This window comes from Ornithinimicrobium pekingense DSM 21552 (assembly GCF_000421185.1).
Taxonomy (GTDB): domain Bacteria; phylum Actinomycetota; class Actinomycetes; order Actinomycetales; family Dermatophilaceae; genus Ornithinicoccus; species Ornithinicoccus pekingensis.
The window spans coordinates 30,755-49,170 of record NZ_ATWJ01000014.1; the positions used below are offsets into that span (position 1 = coordinate 30,755).

The following is an 18,416-nucleotide window of genomic DNA, read 5'->3' on the forward strand; positions in this document are numbered from 1 at the left end:
CGTGGGCAGGCAGCTGGCGCGGGTCAGGGCCGGTGAGCGACGACGAACACGCGGCGGAAGGGCAGCACGACCCGGCCCTGCGCATCCGCGCGGTAGGCCTCCCGCAGGCGCGCCCTGAACTCTGCCTCGAAGCGGGGCCGCAGCTCCGGCGGCAGCGCCTGCATGGTCGGTCGGGCACCGGTGCCCGAGACCCAGGTGAAGACCGGGTCCTGCCCCTCCAGGACGTGCAGGTAGGTCGTCTCCCAGGCGTCCACCTGCCACCCCAGGTCCTGCAGCACGGTCAGGTAGGTGGCGGCGTCGTGGGCGTCGGGCGCGGCGACACCTGCGGTGTGCTCGGCGTAGTCGGGCTCCGCGGCGAGGTCGCGCCGGATCGTGTGGCTCGGCTCCTCGAAGTTGCCGGGCACCTGCATCGCGAACCACCCTCCGTCGGCCACCCGCCCGACCAGGGACGGGAGCAGGTCGAGGTGCCCGGGCACCCACTGCAGGGCCGCGTTGGTGACGAGGACGTCGGCCTCTTCGTCCGGCCGACCCTGACCGCCCTCCGCACGACCCCGCCGGGCCCACTCCCTGATGTCCCCGAGCTCGGCCGTGACACCCCCGACGCCGGCCGCCCGCTCGACCATCTCGGCGCTGGAGTCGACCCCGACGACGCGCGCCCCGGGCCAGCGGTCGACGAGGAGACGCGTGAGGTTGCCGGCACCGCATCCCAGGTCGACGACCGTGCGGGGCTCCCCGGCCCCGATCCGGGCGACCAGCTCGACGAAGGGCCGACCGCGCTCGTCGGCGAAGGTCAGGTAGCGGTCCGGGTCCCAGGTGTGCACGTGGCTCCTCCTCGACACAAGTTATCTTGACATCAAGATAATATCTCCCCCGGGGTGGACGCCCGCACGGGGTCGCGGGACAATCACCTGTCATGCTGCCCGGCCGCAGTGAGCGCACCCGGATCCTCGAGCGGGTCCAGCAGGCGTGCGCCGTGGCGCAGGATCCGCTGGAGCTCCTGGAGCACGTCGCCGCGGTCGTGCGCCGCGCGGTCCCCTATGCCGCCGCCGGCTGGATCGTGGTCGACCCGGACACCATGCTGATGAACGGGGTCTACTCCGAGGACGTCGACCGCGACCTGCACCTGGAGCTGATCGCCCTGGAGCTCGGGCAGGACGACGTCAACAAGTTCTGGCAGATGGCGCGTCACGGCGTCGCGGCGGCGGCGCTCAGCGCGAGCACCGGCGGCGACCTCGGGCGCAGCGCCCGGTGGGCCCGCGTCTACGGGCCGCACGGCTACGGCGACGAGCTGCGGGCCGTGTTCGCGGGGAGCGGCGTCGCCTGGGGCCACGCGTGCCTGACGCGCCGGGCGGGCGAGCCCATGTTCGACCCCGAGGAGGTGCAGCTCCTCACCGCCCTGGCCCCCGCCGTGACAGAGGGGATCCGCCGGTGCTACCTGCACGACGACCCCGCTGGCACGGACCTGGACGAGGACCGGGGATTCGTCGTGGTCGCCGACGACGGCTCGGTCGAGACGGTCAGCCCCCAGGTGACCCGGTTGCTGGGCGCACCCGACGACGCCGCCCTCGAGAGCACCATCGTCCTGCACCAGGTCGCCCAACGGGCCCGCGCCCTGGCCGCGGGCGGGGCGGACGGGCCCCCCGCCATGGCTCGCACCCGCTCGCGCGACGGAGCCTGGCTCGTGGTCCGGGGCATCCGGGTCGCCGACCCACCGGACGAGACAGGTGCCGCACGGGCAGGAGGCGGCCGCACCGCGGTCGTGCTCGAGCCGGCGCACGGGGCCGACCTGGCCCCGATCCTGCTGGAGGCGCACGGCCTGACGCCCCGTGAGCGCGAGGTCACCCGGCTCCTGCTCCACGGCATGTCCACCGCACAGATCGCCCAGGAGCTGTGGATCAGCGCCGAGACTCTGCGCGGTCACGTGAAGGCGGTGTTCGCCAAGCTGGGGGTGTCGAGCCGGCCGGAGCTCGCCGCGCTGCTCTCGCACGAGCCGCGACTCCGGCTGCCGCCCGACGGGCCTGGCGACCGGCATACCCGGTGATGCCGGGACGGAAGACGTAGCCGACGAAACGCAGGCCGGGCAGCGACTCCTGCCCCGTGCGCACCAGGGGCATCCCCAGGTCGCCGAGCACCCCCAGGTGGCCGACGAGCGGCTCCAGCCCGCGGTCGAACCCGGTGGCGGCGATGACGACGTCGGCGCCGACCGTGCGCCCGTCGCGCAGCCGCACACCGTCCTGCTCGAGGCCGACGGCCTCGGGCACCACCGTGAAGGCTCCCGCACGCAGCGCGTCGACCACCTCGCGGTCGACCATCGCGGTGCCCGCACCTCTGCTCATCAGGGCGGAGATCGCCCCCTGCACCGGTTGAGGGAGCCCGTGCTCGGTCAGGTTGCCCACCACCCGGCGCGACATCGCGGCCAGCATCCGGTCGACCAGGCGCGTGGGCAGGTGCAGGAAGAGGGGTGTCGGCAGATCGGCCGGCAGGCCCCCCATCCGGCGGAGCAGGACGGTCGGCGGGGTGCGCACCGACAGGGTGACCCGCGCGGCACCGTCCCGCGCCAGCTCGTGTGCGATCTCCAGCCCGGTCGACCCGGCCCCCACGACCACCACCTCGGCGCCGGCGAAGGGCGCCGGGCAGCGGTAGTCGGCGGAGTGCAGGAGGGTCCCGCCGAAGGCTGACGGGTCACGCGCCCAGGCCGGCAGCACCGGGCGGTTGGCCAGGCCCGTGGCCACCACCACCTGCCGGGTCGCCAGCGTGCCGCCGGACGTGCGGACCGACCAGCCCTCGGGGACGGGGTCGAGCCGTCGCACCTCCACCCCGGTGCGCACCGGAACACGGTGGCGCCGTGCGTAGGCGCGCAGGTAGCCCACGTACTGGTCCCGGGTGGGGAACTGTCCCCACGCCCGGGGGAAGGGCGCGCCCGGCAGCGCCGAGTGGATGCGGCTGGTGTTGAAGCGCAACGAGTCGTAGCGCGACGCCCACGCCGCGGCGACATCGCTGCCCTTCTCCAGGACCGTCGCGGGTATGCCGCGCGCGTTGACCTCCGCGGCGCACGACAGGCCCGCCGGACCGCTGCCGATGACGAGCACCTCGTCCATGGCCCCTCCCTGACCCGGCCGACGATCGGCCGTCCTCACCAGGCTGGCGCGCACCGCGGGCCGCGACCACCCCCCACCTGGGGGGTCCTGACCGAGCTCAGGCCTCGACCCGCTCCTCGGCACGGCCGACGAAGGCCTGGTGCACCTGGTCGACCTCCGGGCCGAGGAAGCGCCGGGCCAGGAAGGTGAACCCGTGCGGGTCGCCGGTGGTCAGCCACTGGTGCTGCGGCACCGCCCCGGCCGGGGCGAGCAGGTCGCCGTCGGTGAGCACCCGGAACAGGTCGGCGGCCGTGGCCGCGGCGGAGCTGACGAGCGTGACCTCCTCCCCGAGGACGTACTGGAGGGCCGACGTCAGCAGGGGGTAGTGCGTGCAGCCCAGGATGAGGGTGTCGATCCGCTGCTCCTGCAGCGGCGCCAGGTAGTCCCGCGCCGTGGCCAGCACCTCCGGCCCGCTGGTGATGCCCGCCTCGACCAGCTCGACGAAGCGCGGGCAGGGCTGGGAGAAGACCTCCACCTGCGGCGGGGCGGCGACGAAGGCGTCCAGGTAGGCCCGCGACTGGTGGGTGGCCTGGGTGGAGATGACCCCGATCCGCCCGGAGCGCGTGAGCGACATCGAGCGGCGCACGGCGGGCCGGATGACCTCGACGACGGGCACGGCATACCTCTCGCGCGCGTCGGCGAGGACCGCCGCGGAGGCGCTGTTGCACGCGATGACCAGTGCCTTGACCCCGTGGTCGACGAGCCGGTCGAGGCACTCCAGGGCGAAGCGGCGCACCTCGGCGATCGGCCGGGGCCCGTAGGGCGTGCGCGCGGTGTCGCCGAGGTAGAGCACCGACTCCTGCGGCAGCTGGTCGAGCACCTCGCGCGCGACCGTCAGGCCGCCGAAGCCGGAGTCGAAGACCCCGATCGGGGAGTCGGTCATGCGCCGCCGCTCAGTCGTCCGCGGAGGTGTCGGCCGAGACGAAGGGGTTGCTCAGCGAGCCGATCCCCTCGACCTCCACGACGCACCGCTGGCCGGCGGTGATCGGACCCACCCCGGCCGGGGTACCGGTGAGGATGACGTCCCCGGGCAGCAGGGTGAAGGCCGCCGAGGCGTGGGCGATGATCTCGGCGACCCCGAAGATCATCTCGGCGGTCGTGCCGTCCTGGCGCACCTGACCGTCCACGGTCGCGGTGATCCGCAGGTCGGAGACGTCCAGGTCGGTCTCGACCCAGGGCCCCAGTGGCGTGAAGGTGTCCATGCCCTTGGCCCGTGCCCACTGGCCGTCACCGCGCTGCAGGTCGCGCGCGGTCACGTCGTTGGCCACGGTGTAGCCCAGGATGACGCTCTTCGCGTCCTCGGCGGAGACGTCCTTGCACACGCGCCCGATCACCACGGCGAGCTCGGCCTCGTAGGAGATCTCCTGGGCGAACCCCGGGATGACCACGGGGTCGCCGGGGCCGCAGACCGAGGTGTTGGGGATGAAGAACATCATCGGCTCGGTGGGCAGCTGGCTCCCCATCTCGCGGACGTGGTCGGCGTAGTTGCGCCCGATCGCCACGACCTTGCTCCGTGGGATGACCGGCGCCAGCAGCCGCACGTCCTCGACCTCGAAGGTCTCGCCGGTCAGCTCGATCCGGGTGTAGAGCGGGTCGCCGGAGATCTCGGCGATCTTCTCGCCCGCCCCGTCGACGAGGCCGAAGCGGGGGTCGTCCCCGGTGGTGAATCGGCAGATGCGCATGGGCCAAGGGTATGGGGTGGGCGGGGCGGGTCCTCGGCCGACGTACCGTGGGACACCGTGCAGGTCCTCCCCGAGCAGGTATGGCGCGAGCGCGCCGCGGCGCACGCCGCTGCCGTCGAGCAGCTGTCGGCCGACCGGCTCGCCCGTCGGGTGCAGGGCCGCAGGCACCCGGTCGACGACTTCCTGTGGGAGTACTACGCCTTCCGTCCCGCGCAGCTGGCCCGCTGGCACCCCGGGGCCGGGGTCGGGCTGGAGGGGGCCACCGAGCGGGCGGGCTGGTCGTTCTACACGGTGGCCGACGGCACGGCATACCTCGACCTCGAGCGGTTCCGGGACCGGCGCGGCCGGGCCGTCGGCTTCGTGCGCGACCTGCTCACCGCGACCCTGTCGCGGCCCGGACGGTTCGGCTGCTTCGGCCTGCACGAGTGGGCGATGGTCTACCGCGCCGGAGAGGATGAGGTGCGGCACGGCGGGTGGCCGCTGCGGCTGGGCAGCGCCGGCACCGACGAGGTCGTCGAGACGCACACGGTCGCCTGCTCCCACTTCGACGCCTACCGGTTCTTCACCCCGGACGCGGCACCGCGCAACACCCTGACCCCGACCCGGGAGGGCCAGCTGGCGATGGAGCAGCCCGGCTGCCTGCACGCCGGCATGGACCTCTACAAGTGGTGCTTCAAGCTGGCCCCCACGGTGCCCAGCGAGATCACGGTGGAGGCCTTCGGGCTGGCGCGCGACGTCCGCGAGCTGGACATGCGCGCCGCGCCCTACGACCTGCGCGAGCTGGGCTACGAGCCGGTGCGGATCGAGACGGCCGAGGGCAGGGCGGAGTACGCCCGGGCCCAGCGCGGCTTCACGGTGCGTAGCAACGCGCTGCGCCGCCGGCTGCTCGAGACCCTCGACGTGCTCGGCCCCGTGGGCTGAGCAGCGCCGCCACGCAGCGGGTCAGACCAGCTGGTACATCCAGCCGTGCCGGTCCTCGGCGCGGCCGTACTGGATGTCGAGCAGCTCCTGGCGCAGCGACATCGTCACCTCGTGGCTCTGCGGCATGGCGACCTCGCCGCCGTTCCACGCGAGGCGGCCGACCGGCGTGATGACCGCGGCCGTGCCGCAGGCGAAGACCTCGGTGATCTCGCCGCTGGCGACGCCCTCGCGCCACTCGTCGATGGTGAAGCGGCGCTCCTGCACCTGCAGGCCGCGCTCGCGGGCCAGCTCCAGCAGCGAGGAGCGGGTGACACCCGGCAGGATCGTGCCGGTCAGCTCGGGGGTGACCACCCGCCCGTCGGCGTAGAGGAAGAACAGGTTCATGCCGCCCAGCTCCTCGACGTACCGGTGCTCCTGGGCGTCGAGGAAGACGACCTGGTCGCAGCCGTTCTCGATGCCCTCGGCCTGGGAGGCGAGGGAGGAGGCGTAGTTGCCGCCGCACTTGGCGGCGCCGGTGCCGCCGAGGGCCGCGCGGACGTACTGCTCGCTGACCCACAGGCTGACCGGCTTCAGGCCGCCGGTGAAGTAGGCCCCCGCCGGGGAGCAGATGACCGAGAAGAGGTAGCGGTTGCTCGGGCGGACCCCGAGCGCCTCCTCGGTGGCGATCATGAACGGGCGCAGGTAGAGCGAGGTCTCCCCCGACTCCGCCGGGGGCACCCATCCCTGGTCGAGGGTGACGACCTCCTTGATCGCGTCGAGGAACATCGTCGGCGGCAGCTCGGGCATCGCCAGCCGACGGGCGGAGGCGTTGAACCGCTCGGCGTTGCGCTCGGGCCGGAAGGTCCACACCGAGCCGTCGGCGTGCCGGTAGGCCTTCATCCCCTCGAAGATCTCCTGGGCGTAGTGGAAGACCGCCGCGGAGGGGTCCAGCTGGATCGGGCCGTAGGGCACCACGCGCGGGTCGTGCCAGCCCTGCTCCCTGTCCCAGTCGATGACCGCCATGTGCTCGGTGAACAGGCTGCCGAACCCGGGGTTCTCCAGCAGCCGGGCGATCTCCTCCGGCGAACGGCGCTCGCTGCGCTCGGTGACGGCGAAGGACGTGGACGTCGGCGTCGTGGTCATGGGGCCGAGCGTAGTCCGCTCCCCCGACGGTCGCGTCAGCGGATCCAGCTCATCATTGCCCGGACCCGCCGGCCGACGTGCTCCAGCGGGTGGGCGGCGCGGGCCGCGGCGCGGCGGCTCGAGGGCTCCTGCAGGGCGTCGCCCAGCGGCTGCCCCGCGGGTCCGTACTGGCTGGCGAACCCGGCCCCGTTGATCTGGTCCACGCGGGTCAACAGGTCGTGCACGACGGCGAGGTAGGCGACCTCCTCCTCGACGCCCCGGCGCACCAGCTCCTCGAAGGCCGCCTCGACCGCCTTGCGCAGCGGCGTGTGGACCCGCTCGTCGGCCAGCTCGAGAGCGGTGGCCTGGTGCTCGACGGTGGTGACGATGGCGCCCGAGCGCAGCGAGCCCATCGCGGCGGCGTAGGCCGTCAGGGTGGCCCAGGCGGCGCCGCTGCCGTCCCGGGCGACGGCCACCAGGGCCGGGCAGCCCCGTCCGTCGAGGTACTCGTCCCGGATGCGGTGCCCGTCGCCGACGGCCCGCAGCATCGCCAGGTCGACGCCCTCGGGCACGCTGAGCGCACCGGGCAGCACCTGGGCGCCGGAGGTCACGATGACGAGGTCGCCGGGCTCGGTGTGCTCGTCGAGCAGCCGCTGCAGGTCGGCGGTGTCCATGGCGCCGGGGGCGGCGCTGCCGTCGTCGGCCTCCGGGACCAGCACGATGTCGCAGTGGTGGACGGCCTCCTCGGGCCGCGCCACGTTGAGTCCCTCCATCTCGGCGCTGGCCGCACGCCGGCTGTCCGGGTCGGTGCCGACCCACACGTCGACGCCGGAGTCGCGCAGGTTGAGCGCGTGCGCCTCCGCGACGGCGTCGTAGCCGAGGACGGCGACCTGCCGGTCCTGCAGCAGGGTCAGGTCGGCGGAGTCGGGGTCCAGCACGGTGCTCACGGGCTCCACCCTAAGCGCGCGCACCGCATACCTCGCCCGCGCCCACCCGGCCGTGCGCCCGGGTGGGGCTCAGCGCAGGAAGAGGCGGCGCAGGCGCACGGTCGTCAACCACAGGCCCGCAGCGGTCATGCCCAGGAAGTAGCCGACGTGGACCAGCGTCGCGCCGGTCAGGTGCCCGAACGACAGCTGGCGCATCAGCTCGACGCCGTGCCACAACGGCATCGCCATGACGAACCACTGGATCGCCTCGGGGTAGACGGTGATCGGGTAGAGGGTGGCCGAGAAGAGGAACATCGGCAGCATGACGAAGTTGATGAGGTCCATCTGCTGGAACGTCGTCAGGTAGCTGGTGACGCCCATCCCCAGCGCCGCGAAGCCGAGGGCGATGAGCACCGCGACCGGCACCATGAGCAGCGCCCACCAGCTGGTGACCAGGCCCATGACGGCCAGCACCCCGAGGAAGCCCAGGGCGTAGATGAACCCCCGGAACAGCGCCATGAGGATCTCGCCGAGGGCCACGTCGAGCGGCCCGAGGCTGGTCTGCAGCATCGCCTGGTAGAGCTTGGCGAAGCGCAGCTTGAAGAAGACGTTCCACGTCGAGTCGTAGATCGCGCCGTTCATCGCCGAGGTCGCCAGCAGCGCCGGGGCGATGTAGGCGGCGTACGGGATCGGCTCGCCGGCCGGGCCGGTGACGTCGCCCACCAGCCCGCCCATGCCGATGCCCATCGCCAGCAGGTAGAAGACCGGCTCGAAGAAGCCCGAGACCAGGATCATCCAGTTCTGGTTGCGGATGACGGTGAAGCCGCGCTCCAGGACCGCGGCCACGTTGCCCGAGGAGAGCGAGCGCAGGGGCAGGCGCCGGGTGTGCGGTGCCGCCAGGGTGGTCGTGGGCGGCACGGGTGCGGGGGTCGTCACGAGCGCAGCCTCCGGGTGTAGAAGCGGACCGCCAGCATCAGCCCCGCGACGGTGCAGGCCAGCAGGAAGCCCACGTGCACGGTGAGCATCAGCGGGGACAGCGGCGCCCCGTAGGTGGCCAGCCGGGCCAGCTCGGTGCCGTGCCACACCGGCGAGATCCAGCCGATCCACTGCAGGTAGACCGGCATCACCGACAGCGGGAAGAAGGTGCCGGCGAAGAGGAACATCGGCATCACGACGAAGCGCTGGATGAAGGCGAACTGGAAGCCCTCGTCGGTCAGCGTCGCGGCGTAGGCCTGCAGCGGGGCGCCGAAGGCCGTCGCGGCGAGGACACCGACCGGGATGACCAGGAACGACCAGCCGCTGGGCGCGGCGCCGAAGGCCAGCATGACGAGCCAGAAGATCGCCGCCTGCACCAGGAAGCGGATGACGACCGCCACGAGGTGGCCGAGGGCGATCTGGCCCGGGCTGACCGCGGTCGCCATCGGGGCGTAGTAGAGGCGCTGCCACTTGAACCCGGCCATCACGGGGTAGGTCATCTCGGCGGTCACCGACATCACCACGGTCGAGACCAGGAGGGCGGGGGCCACGAACGTCAGGTAGTCGACCCCGTCGACCGCCCCGACCCCGGAGCTGACCAGCGTGCCCAGCCCGATGCCCATCGCGACCATGTAGAGGAGGGGCTGGCCGACGGAGTAGAGCACGATCGGCCAGAAGTAGGCCCGCATGCCCCGCAGGACGGTCTCGGCGTAGTACCAGACCCCCCGGGCGCGGGCGCGCGCGGCCATGACGGCGTGCTCCGGCGCACGGCCGGAGTAGGCGAGCGCGGTGGCGTCGGCGTCGGCCTCGACGCGGGCGTGGTCAGTCAACGAGGCTCCTCCCGGTCAGCCGGAGGAAGACGTCCTCCAGGGAGGAGCGGCGCACGAGGGAGGTGACGGGGTGCAGGCCGCGGCGCCCGATCTCCTCCAGGGAGGCCTCGCCGTCGGCGGTGTAGATGAGGATGCGGTCGGGCAGGACCTCGTTGCGCACGCCCACGCCCTCCAGCTCGGCGACGACCCGTGCGTTGCGCTCGGAACCGAAACGCACCTCGACGACCTCACGGGTGGAGTGGTCCCGGATCAGCTCGCGCGGCGAGCCCTGCGCCATGATCCGGCCCTGGTCGACCACGATGAGCCGGTCGCACAGCTGCTCGGCCTCGTCCATGAAATGGGTCGTGACCACGAGCGTGGTGCCCGCCTCCTTGAGCCGGAAGAGCCGGTCCCACAGGATGTGCCGGGCCTGGGGGTCCAGGCCGGTGGTCGGCTCGTCGAGCAGCAGGATGCGGGGTTCGTTGACCAGGCCCCGGGCGATGGTGAGCCGGCGCTTCATACCCCCGGAGAGGTTGCCCACCTTCTCGGTCGCCTTGGCCTCGAGCTGGGCGAAGGCGAGCAGCTCCTCGGACTTGGGCAGCAGGTAGGAGCGGGGCAGGCCGAAGTAGCGGCCGTACATGACGATGTTCTCGCGGACCCGCAGCTCCTCGTCGAGGTTGTCCTGCTGCGGGATCACGCCCAGGTGCGCGCGGACCTCGGGACCGTGGTCGGCGGGGTCCATCCCGAGCACCTGCAGCTCGCCGCCGGAGCGGTCGAGGGTGCCGCCGATCATCCGCATCGTCGTCGACTTGCCGGCGCCGTTGGGACCGAGCAGACCGAAGCTCTCCCCCGGCTGGACCTCGAAGTCGATGCCGTCGACGGCGGTGAAGTCGCCGTACACCTTGCGCAAGCCACGTGCGCTGATCACCGGTTCTGCCACGTCGCAGGACTCTACGTCGGACGGCCGACAAACCTCCAACCCTTATCGACCGACGACGCCGTCTGCACGCCCCCACCCCCACCGACGACGGCGTATGTACGCCCCCACCACCACCGAGGACGGTCGTCCGGTCCTCTGCCTAGAGTGGCGGGTATGACGATCAGGATCGGTGCGCACGTGGACCAGGCCGACCCGGTGGCCGAGGCGCTCGCACGGGGCACGACGCTCGTGCAGCACTTCCTCGGCGACCCGCAGGGGTTCAAGGGACCGGAGGTCCGCTATCCCGGGGGCGCCCCGGCGCTGCGTGCCGCGGCGGAGGAGGCCGGGGTCGACCTCTACGTGCACGCGCCCTACATCGTCAACGTCGCCACGACCAACAACCGCATCCGCATCCCGAGCCGCAAGCTCCTGCAGCAGCACGTCGACGCGGCGGCCGAGATCGGGGCCAAGGGGCTGATCGTCCACGGCGGGCACGTCAACAAGGGCGACGACCCGGCCAAGGGTTTCGACAACTGGCGCAAGGCGATCGAGGCGACGGACCTCACGGTGCCCGTGCTCATCGAGAACACCGCCGGTGGCGACAACGCCATGGCCCGCCGGCTGGAGCGGATCGAGGGCCTTTGGGCAGCGGTGCAAGCGGCGGACGGTGCGGAGAACGTCGGCTTCTGCCTCGACACCTGTCACGCGTGGGCCGGAGGCATCTCGCTGACCGAGGCCGTCGAGCGGATCCACGCCATCACCGGCAGGATCGACCTCGTCCACGCCAACGACAGCCGGGACGGGTTCGACTCGGGCGCGGACCGCCACACCAGCTTCGGCGCGGGCCAGCTGGACCCCGATGAGCTGGCCAAGGTCGTCCGCGACGCCGGGGCGCCGGTGATCTGCGAGACCCCTGGTGGCCCCGAGGAGCACCAGGCCGACTTCGCCTGGCTCCGCGACCGGGTCTGAGGGCGCACCACGTCCTCGGTCGGGTGGGGGGGGGTCGGGTGGAGGGCGTGCACCCGACGTCGTCGGTCGGGTGGAGGGCGTGCACCCGACGTCGTCGGTCGGGTGGAGGGCGTGCACCCGACGTCGTCGGTCGGGTGGAGGGCGTGCACCCGACGTCGTCGGTCGGGTGGAGGGCGTGCACCCGACGTCGTCGGTCGGGTGGAGGGCGTGCACCCGACGTCGTCGGTGATCAGGCCCGGGCGGTGTGGAAGGCGACGAGCCGGGCCTGGCCGCTGTCCAGCTCGGCCCAGTCGACGTCGAGGGTCAGCACCGCGCAGCTCGCCGTCGGGACGTGGTCCTCGACGGCGTCCAGCGCGCGTCGGTCGGAGCGCTGCTGGTCGGCGAGCCCCGCGGTGACGATGCCCATCACCGGCTGGTGCCCCACCAGCCACAGCGTGGCCGTCTCCTCCGGCACCTCGCGGACGGCGTCGAGCACCTGGGCGGGGCCCCCGTCGTAGAGCCCGCGACCACCCCATACCTCGACGTCGGGCACCCCGGCCCCGGCCAGCAGCTGCTCGGTCGTCTGCCGGGTGCGGGCCGCAGGCGATGACAGCACCAGGTCGGGCAGGAGCTCCTCCTCGGCGAGCCACCGGCCGAGCACCTGCGCGTCGGCCACGCCGCGCGGCGCGAGCTCGCGGGAGTAGTCACCCTGGGGGTGCGACTGCTCGGCCTTGGCGTGCCGGACGACGACGAGCGTGCGGGTCATGCCCCCACGCTAGCGCCGGGCACCGCCCCCGCGTCAGCCCGTCGCGACCACGTGGTCCAGGCGCCCGTGGTCCCGGTATGCGGTGAGCTGGCGGCTCAGGTAGCGCCCCATCCGCGGGTAGGACGCGGGGGTGCCACCACCGACGTGCGGGCTGACCAGGACCCCGGGCGTCGACCACAGCGGGTGGCCCTCCGGCAGCGGCTCGGGGTCGGTGACGTCGAGCGCGGCCCGCAGCCGCCCGGCCGCGCACTCGCGCTGCAGCGCCTCGTTGTCGACGACCGGGCCGCGGGCGACGTTGACGACGAGGGCGTCGTCGGGCAGCGCGGCGAGCGCGGTCGCGTCCACCAGCCCCCGCGTCGCGTCGGTGAGCGGGACCGCCACCGCGAGCACGTCAGCTCCCGGCAGCAGGTCGGTCAGCCGGTCGATGCCGTGCACCCGCTCGACCAGGTCGTCGCCGGCCCGCTCGCGGCTGGCCACCGCGACCACCTCGCACTCGGCTGCCACCAACCGCTGCGCGAGCGCCCGCCCGATCCCGCCGTAGCCCAGGACCACCACCCGGGAGTCGGCCAGTGAGCGGCGCTGCCCCGCGCCGGAGCGGTCCCAGCGGCCCTCGGACTGGGCCAGGACGTAGCCGGGAATCTCCCGCTGCGAGGCGAGCATGAGCGTCAGGGCCATCTCCGCGGTCGCCGTGTCGTGGACGCCGACGGCGTTGGCCAGGTCCACGCCGGCAGGGAGGTAGCGCAGCGCGTGCTCGAAGCCCGCGCTCGCCAGCACCACGCCCCGCAGCCCGGCGATCTCGTCGAGCCGGGTCATCCACCGGCCGGCCGTGAACGGCAGCGACAGCACGTCGACGTCGCGCCCGCCCCCGGGCGGCGTCTGCAGGTCCCGGGGGTCGTAGGGCAGCACCTCGACGCCCTCGACGGGGTCGAGGTGCTCGACGAACACGGTGGGAACGGCGACGGTCGGGGAGGAGGTCACCTGGCTCACGCTACGACGCTCCGTCACCACCCGGTCCAGGTGGGTCGGGTCTCGCCCGGCGTGCACGCCCCACTCACCTGAGTGCGCTGTGCGCCCACCCGCGGGGTATGGCGTGCACGACCCACTCACGTGAGTGGCTTCCGCAGGCCGGGCGTCGGGTGAACAACCTTCCCGGCACGTCCTCAGCCCTCGACGCCCAGGGTGCTCAGGATCAGCTCGCGCGCCCGGGCGGCGTCGGCCTGGCCCCGCATCTCCTTCATCACCTGGCCGATGAGCGCGCCGACCGCCTGCACCTTGCCGCCGCGGATCTTCTCGACGACCCCGGCGTTGCCCTCGATGACCTTGTCCACGGCGGCCTGCAGCGCGCCGTCGTCCTGGACGAGCTCCAGCCCGCGGGCGTCGGCGACCTCGGTCGGCGTGCCCTCACCGGCGACGACGCCCTCGACGACCTGGCGGGCCATCGAGTCGTTGAGCCGGCCCCCGGAGACGAGCGCGTCGAGCTCGGCGATGTGGGCCGGCGTCACGCCCAGCTCGGTCACGGCGACACCCTGGGCGTTGGCGCGGCGGGCCAGGTCGCCGGACCACCACTTGCGGGCGGCGGCCGGCGAGGCGCCGGCCGCGACGGTCTCCTCGATCACGTCGACGGCACCGGCGTTGACGACGTCGCGCATCTCCAGGTCGGTGAAGCCCCAGTCGCCCTGCAGCCGGCGGCGGCGCACCGCCGGGTTCTCCGGCAGGGTGGCGCGCAGGCGCTCCACGTCCTCCCGGCTCGGCGCCACCGGCACCAGGTCCGGCTCGGGGAAGTAGCGGTAGTCGTCGGCGTCGGACTTGGGTCGGCCCGAGGTGGTGATGCCGGTGTCCTCGTGCCAGTGCCGGGTCTCCTGGACGATCTTGTCGCCGGCGTCGAGGATCGCCGCGTGCCGGGTGATCTCGTAGCGCACCGCACGCTCGACCGAGCGCAGCGAGTTGACGTTCTTGGTCTCGGTGCGGGTGCCGAAGACCTCCGCGCCGATCGGCATGAGCGAGACGTTGGCGTCGCAGCGCATCGAGCCCTGCTCCATCCGCACGTCGGAGACGTCCAGGGCCTTCATCAGGTCGCGCAGCGCCGAGACGTAGGCCTTGGCCACCTCGGGTGCGCGCGAGCCGGCCCCGGTGATCGGCTTGGTGACGATCTCGATGAGCGGGATGCCGGCGCGGTTGTAGTCGACCACCGAGTAGTCGGCGCCGTGGATGCGGCCGGTGGCCCCGCCGACGTGCGTCGACTTGCCGGTGTCCTCCTCCATGTGCGCGCGCTCGATCTCGATCCTGAACGTCTCGACCCCCTCACCGTCCTCGGCCGGGATCTCGACGTCCATGTAGCCGTTGAAGGCGATCGGCTCGTCGTACTGGCTGGTCTGGAAGTTCTTCGGCATGTCCGGGTAGAAGTAGTTCTTCCGGGCGAAGCGGCACCACTGCGCGATCTGGCAGTTCAGCGCCAGGCCGATGCGGATCGCCGACTCGACGGCCGTGGCGTTGACCACCGGCAGCGCGCCGGGCAGGCCCAGGCACACCGGGCAGGTGCGCGTATTGGGCTCGGCGCCGAACGACTGCGCGCAGCCGCAGAACATCTTCGTGGCGGTGGACAGCTCGACGTGGACCTCCAGGCCCATCACCGGCTCGTAGCGGGTCAGCACCTCATCGAAAGGAACGGTAAGGAACTCCGTAGCGGCGGCGGAGCCGCCAGTCGTCGCGGTCACGCGCGCGCCTCCTCGGTCTCGTCGGAGCGGGTATGCGGTGCCGCCGCCGGTGCGCGCTCCGGCACCTCGGGCAGCCGCTCGATGACGAAGCCGCCCTGGGCCTCGGTGAGACGGGCCTCGAGAGCCGCGCCCACGGCATACATGCGCTGGTCCTCCATGGCGGGCGCGAGGATCTGGATGCCGACGGGCAGCCCGTCCTCCTCCGCCAGGCCCGACGGGATCGACATCCCGGGGACGCCGGCCAGGTTGGCCGGGATGGTGGCGATGTCGTTGAGGTACATCGACATCGGGTCGTCGAGCTTGTCGCCGATCCGGAAGGCGGTGGTCGGCGCGGTGGGGCTGACCAGGACGTCGGCCTGCTCGAAGGCGGCGGCGAAGTCGCGCGCGATGAGGGTGCGGACCTTCTGGGCCTGGCCGTAGTAGGCGTCGTAGTAGCCGCTGGAGAGGGCGTAGGTGCCCAGGATGATCCGGCGCTTGACCTCGTCGCCGAAGCCGGCGTCGCGGCTGGAGGCCATCACCTGCTCGGCGCTGGGGCTGCCGTCGGGCTCGACCCGCAGGCCGTAGCGCATGGCGTCGTAGCGGGCCAGGTTGGAGCTCGCCTCGGACGGCAGGATCAGGTAGTAGGCCGCCATGGCGTAGGTGAAGTGCGGGCAGGAGACCTCGACGATCTCGGCGCCGAGGGCGCGCAGGTGGTCCAGCGACTCCTCGAAGCGCGCCTGCACCCCCTCCTGGAACCCCTCGCCGCCGATCTCCCTGACGACGCCGACGCGCAGGCCGGTGAGGTCGCGGGTGCCGGTGGCCGCGGCGACGACCGGCGGGACCGGGGCGTCGATGCTGGTGGAGTCCATCGGGTCGTGCCCGCCGAGGACCTCGTGGAGCAGCGCGGCGTCGGCGACGGTGCGGGCGCACGGGCCGATCTGGTCCAGGCTCGAGGCCAGGGCGATGATGCCGTAGCGGCTCACGCCGCCGTAGGTCGGCTTGGCCCCGACGGTGCCGGTGACGGCGGCCGGCTGGCGGATCGAGCCGCCGGTGTCCGAGCCGATCGCCAGCGGCGCCAGGAAGCCGGCGACGGCGGCGGAGGACCCGCCGCCGGAGCCGCCGGGGATGCGCTCGAGGTCCCAGGGGTTGCGGGTGGGGCCGTAGGCGCTGTGCTCGGTGGAGGAGCCCATCGCGAACTCGTCCATGTTGGTCTTGCCGAGGATCGGCATCCTGGCCTCGCGCAGCTTCGTGACGATCGTGGCGTCGTAGGGCGGCACGAAGTGCTCGAGCATGCGGGATCCGGCGGTGGTGGTCAGGCCACGCGTGCAGGCGATGTCCTTGACGGCGATCGGCACCCCGGCCAGGCGGGGCAGCTCCTCGCCGGCCGCCCGGGCCTCGTCGACGTTCGCCGCGGTGGCCAGGGCCCCCTCCGCGTCGACGAGGAGGAAGGCGTTGAGCGCGGGGTTGAGCCGCTCGATGCGGTCCAGGTGCGCCTGCGTCAGCTCCACGGAGGTGAACTCCCCCGCCGCCAGGGCGTCGGCCATCTGGACGGCGGTGAGCCGGGTCAGGTCGGGGTATGCCGTGCTGTCGGTGGTGGTCGTCATGCTCACTCCTCGTCCAGGATCCGCGGCACGCCGAAGCGCCCGTCCTCGGGGTCGGGCGCGTTGGCCAGCGCCTGCTCGGCGCTCAGGCTCGGACGCACCTCGTCGGGGCGGGTGACGTTGACCAGGGGCAGCGGGTGCGACATCGGCGGCACGTCGGCGGCGGCGACCTCGTTGACCTGGCCGACCCAGTCGACGATCTGGTCGAGCTGGCCGGCGAGGGTGTCGAGCTCGTGCTCCTCGAGCTCGATCCGCGCCAGCATGGCGACGTGCGCGACGTCGTCGCGGGAGAGGTTGGACATGGGTGCCAGTCTAAGGTCGGGAGGCCGACCGCCCGGACGGGCCCGGGAGCCGACAGCCGGGCTCGTGCGTCGCACCGTCATGTCACCGTGGCCAGCCTCCGCGACCACCCGCGCCCTGCGTGCCGCCACCACGGCCGTCGTCGCGATGTCGCTCTCGTCCTGCACCTTCAGCAGCCCGGGCCGCGAGCCCGCGGAGGGACCGCTGGCCGAACGGCATACCTGGGGAGGCCTGTGTGCCGAGGGAGCGTGCTTCAGCACGCTGCTCGTGGAGGCTGACGGGACCTGGACCTACGAGGACGAGCGGGGATCGACGAGGGGCGAGCTGCGGCCGCGCCAGCTGGACCGGGTCCACGCCGCGGTCGGTGCCACCGACCTGGGGTCGGCTCCACGGCACGAGGGGCTGTGCGAGGCCGACCGGGACGGCACCTCGGTCCGGTACGGGTGGGCGGCACCGGACGGCTGGCGGACGGCGTCCTCGTGCGAGGTGCAGGTGGACCCGCGGGACCCGCTGGTACGGGCGCTCCCGCCGCATACCCTCAGGAGTATCCTGGACCCATGAGCGAGAGCGGCATTCCGGGCCGCGTCGTGACGGCCCTCGTCGGTGCAGGGCTCGTCGACCCCCAGCGGGTCGACGCAGCCGAGTCCGTGGTCGAGCAGACGCTCGCCACCCTTCCCCAGCAGGAGCAGGCAGCGGCCCGCCCGCGCGTCGGGCCCCGCCTCACCGAGGTGGGCGCCTACGCCGGGGCAGCACTCGTCGTGGCTGCCGTCATCCTGCTCGGCGCGCAGTACTGGGGCGACCTCAGCCCCCTGCAGCGCACCCTGCTGCTGGCGGCCGTGGCCGCCGTCCTCCTCGCCGGTGCGGTCACGCTCGTCCGCGTGGCCGGCGGGTCGTGGCGCGCGCCGACCCGGGTGGGCCTGCGGGTCCGGCTGCTGGCCGGGACCCTCGTGGCTGCAGCCGCCGTCTCCGCCGGGGTGGCGCTGGGCAGCTGGGTCTACGACGCCACCGTCCCTCCGGCGTCCTTCGACGAGCACAACCTGTCGATGACAGCCGGCGTCGGGCTGGCGCTGGTCGTGCTGGTCGGTGGCTACCTGCTGGTGCCGTCGGTCCTGCTCCACCTGGCCCTCGGCGCCGCGACCGTGATGCTGCTGACGAGCGTCTGGCTCGGTGAGGGCGACGGACGCGAGCTCGTGCGCGGCGGGATCACCCTGGCCGTCGCGGGCGGCTGGCTGCTCCTGACCCGCCGGGGCTGGGCGGAGCGCACGGCGGGGTCCGGCGTGGGCGCGCTGCTCCTGCTCCTGGGTGCGCAGCTGCTGCTCGAGCACGACAACCCCGGTTGGGCGCACGGCGCGACCCTGGCCGTGGCCCTGGGGCTCTTCGGCCTGTACTGGTGGCGCGGCGAGTGGCCGTTCCTGGCTGTCGGGGTCCTCGCCCTGACGATGGCCGTGACCGAGGCGCTCGTCGAGTGGACCGAGGGCTCGCTCGGCGCCGGTGGCGCCGTGCTGGTGGCGGGCCTGACGCTGCTGGCCGCCTCGGGCGGCGCGGTCCTGCTGCGTCGCCGGCGCGAGCACGACCACGCCGACCGGCCGGACCGCCCGGGCCGCTTCCATCTCGGCCGACGCGAGCGGCACGCCTGAG

General features: G+C 73.2%; 18 protein-coding genes and 1 pseudogene. 5 read left to right on the top strand and 14 right to left on the bottom strand.

The features are described 5' to 3' along the window. Positions 1-23: 23 nt before the first annotated feature. Entirely contained in the window at positions 24-821 is a 798-nt protein-coding gene (locus K330_RS0115850; RefSeq protein WP_022922796.1) for a methyltransferase domain-containing protein, read from the bottom strand. A 1,040-nt stretch (positions 822-1,861) separates the two neighbouring features. Between K330_RS0115850 and K330_RS24690 the strand changes: the two are divergent. Continuing rightward, positions 1,862-1,915: pseudogene (locus K330_RS24690) on the top strand (hypothetical protein); the annotation flags it as partial. Here K330_RS24690 and K330_RS21835 read toward each other — a convergent pair. From K330_RS21835 to K330_RS0115870, 3 genes are all read right to left on the bottom strand, one after another. Next, positions 1,896-3,098: a flavin-containing monooxygenase gene (locus K330_RS21835; protein WP_022922798.1), complete on the bottom strand. Its 1,203-nt coding sequence runs from the start codon at positions 3,096-3,098 to the stop codon at positions 1,896-1,898. The pseudogene K330_RS24690 and the gene K330_RS21835 sit on opposite strands and share 20 nt — an antisense overlap. 97 nt (positions 3,099-3,195) lie before the next feature. Beyond that, positions 3,196-4,020: a glutamate racemase gene (gene murI / locus K330_RS0115865; RefSeq protein WP_022922799.1), complete on the bottom strand. Its 825-nt coding sequence runs from the start codon at positions 4,018-4,020 to the stop codon at positions 3,196-3,198. A 10-nt stretch (positions 4,021-4,030) separates the two neighbouring features. Next, entirely contained in the window at positions 4,031-4,819 is a 789-nt protein-coding gene (locus tag K330_RS0115870; protein WP_022922800.1) for a fumarylacetoacetate hydrolase family protein, read from the bottom strand. Positions 4,820-4,876: 57 nt separating this feature from the next. On the opposite strand from K330_RS0115870, the gene K330_RS0115875 reads away from it, so the two are divergent. Further along, positions 4,877-5,740 (top strand): hypothetical protein, encoded by an 864-nt coding sequence (locus K330_RS0115875; protein ID WP_022922801.1) that lies wholly within the window; start codon positions 4,877-4,879, stop codon positions 5,738-5,740. 21 nt (positions 5,741-5,761) lie between these two features. Here K330_RS0115875 and K330_RS0115880 read toward each other — a convergent pair whose 3' ends face one another. From K330_RS0115880 to K330_RS0115900, 5 genes are all read right to left on the bottom strand, one after another. Then, a complete protein-coding gene (locus tag K330_RS0115880; protein ID WP_022922802.1) occupies positions 5,762-6,862 on the bottom strand; it encodes a branched-chain amino acid aminotransferase in 1,101 nt (366 codons plus the stop codon). A 35-nt stretch (positions 6,863-6,897) separates the two neighbouring features. Continuing rightward, positions 6,898-7,788 carry a hypothetical protein gene (locus tag K330_RS21840; protein WP_051145647.1) on the bottom strand — a complete coding sequence of 297 codons (891 nt, stop codon included), beginning with the start codon at positions 7,786-7,788 and terminating at the stop codon, positions 6,898-6,900. 69 nt (positions 7,789-7,857) lie between these two features. Beyond that, a complete protein-coding gene (locus K330_RS0115890; protein ID WP_029202761.1) occupies positions 7,858-8,667 on the bottom strand; it encodes an ABC transporter permease in 810 nt (269 codons plus the stop codon). A 32-nt stretch (positions 8,668-8,699) separates the two neighbouring features. Beyond that, the gene (locus tag K330_RS0115895; protein ID WP_029202762.1) at positions 8,700-9,572 is read right to left on the bottom strand and encodes an ABC transporter permease; all 873 of its coding nucleotides are present in this window, start codon (positions 9,570-9,572) and stop codon (positions 8,700-8,702) included. Next, positions 9,565-10,491 carry an ABC transporter ATP-binding protein gene (locus K330_RS0115900; RefSeq protein WP_029202763.1) on the bottom strand — a complete coding sequence of 309 codons (927 nt, stop codon included), beginning with the start codon at positions 10,489-10,491 and terminating at the stop codon, positions 9,565-9,567. The genes K330_RS0115895 and K330_RS0115900 overlap by 8 nt, the downstream gene beginning before the upstream one ends. Positions 10,492-10,644: 153 nt before the next feature. On the opposite strand from K330_RS0115900, the gene K330_RS0115905 reads away from it, so the two are divergent. Continuing rightward, on the top strand, positions 10,645-11,439 hold the full coding sequence (locus K330_RS0115905; protein WP_022922805.1) for a deoxyribonuclease IV: 795 nt from the start codon (positions 10,645-10,647) through the stop codon (positions 11,437-11,439). Between the two features lie 229 nt (positions 11,440-11,668). Here K330_RS0115905 and K330_RS0115910 read toward each other — a convergent pair whose 3' ends face one another. From K330_RS0115910 to gatC, 5 genes are all read right to left on the bottom strand, one after another. Next, entirely contained in the window at positions 11,669-12,184 is a 516-nt protein-coding gene (locus K330_RS0115910; protein ID WP_022922806.1) for a SixA phosphatase family protein, read from the bottom strand. Positions 12,185-12,217: 33 nt separating this feature from the next. Next, entirely contained in the window at positions 12,218-13,171 is a 954-nt protein-coding gene (locus K330_RS0115915; protein WP_308423427.1) for a 2-hydroxyacid dehydrogenase, read from the bottom strand. A 173-nt stretch (positions 13,172-13,344) separates the two neighbouring features. Next, on the bottom strand, positions 13,345-14,898 hold the full coding sequence (gene gatB, locus K330_RS0115920) for an Asp-tRNA(Asn)/Glu-tRNA(Gln) amidotransferase subunit GatB (RefSeq protein WP_022922808.1): 1,554 nt from the start codon (positions 14,896-14,898) through the stop codon (positions 13,345-13,347). Continuing rightward, the gene (gene gatA / locus K330_RS0115925) at positions 14,895-16,481 is read right to left on the bottom strand and encodes an Asp-tRNA(Asn)/Glu-tRNA(Gln) amidotransferase subunit GatA (protein WP_029202765.1); all 1,587 of its coding nucleotides are present in this window, start codon (positions 16,479-16,481) and stop codon (positions 14,895-14,897) included. The genes gatB and gatA overlap by 4 nt, the downstream gene beginning before the upstream one ends. A gap of 2 nt (positions 16,482-16,483) precedes the next feature. After that, positions 16,484-16,780: an Asp-tRNA(Asn)/Glu-tRNA(Gln) amidotransferase subunit GatC gene (gatC, locus tag K330_RS0115930; protein ID WP_022922810.1), complete on the bottom strand. Its 297-nt coding sequence runs from the start codon at positions 16,778-16,780 to the stop codon at positions 16,484-16,486. Between the two features lie 79 nt (positions 16,781-16,859). On the opposite strand from gatC, the gene K330_RS0115935 reads away from it, so the two are divergent. Both K330_RS0115935 and K330_RS0115940 read left to right on the top strand, forming a co-directional pair. Beyond that, positions 16,860-17,339: a hypothetical protein gene (locus K330_RS0115935; RefSeq protein ID WP_156875849.1), complete on the top strand. Its 480-nt coding sequence runs from the start codon at positions 16,860-16,862 to the stop codon at positions 17,337-17,339. Continuing rightward, positions 17,336-18,415: a hypothetical protein gene (locus tag K330_RS0115940; RefSeq protein WP_022922812.1), complete on the top strand. Its 1,080-nt coding sequence runs from the start codon at positions 17,336-17,338 to the stop codon at positions 18,413-18,415. Before K330_RS0115935 ends, K330_RS0115940 begins: the two co-directional genes overlap by 4 nt. Position 18,416: the final 1 nt, after the last annotated feature.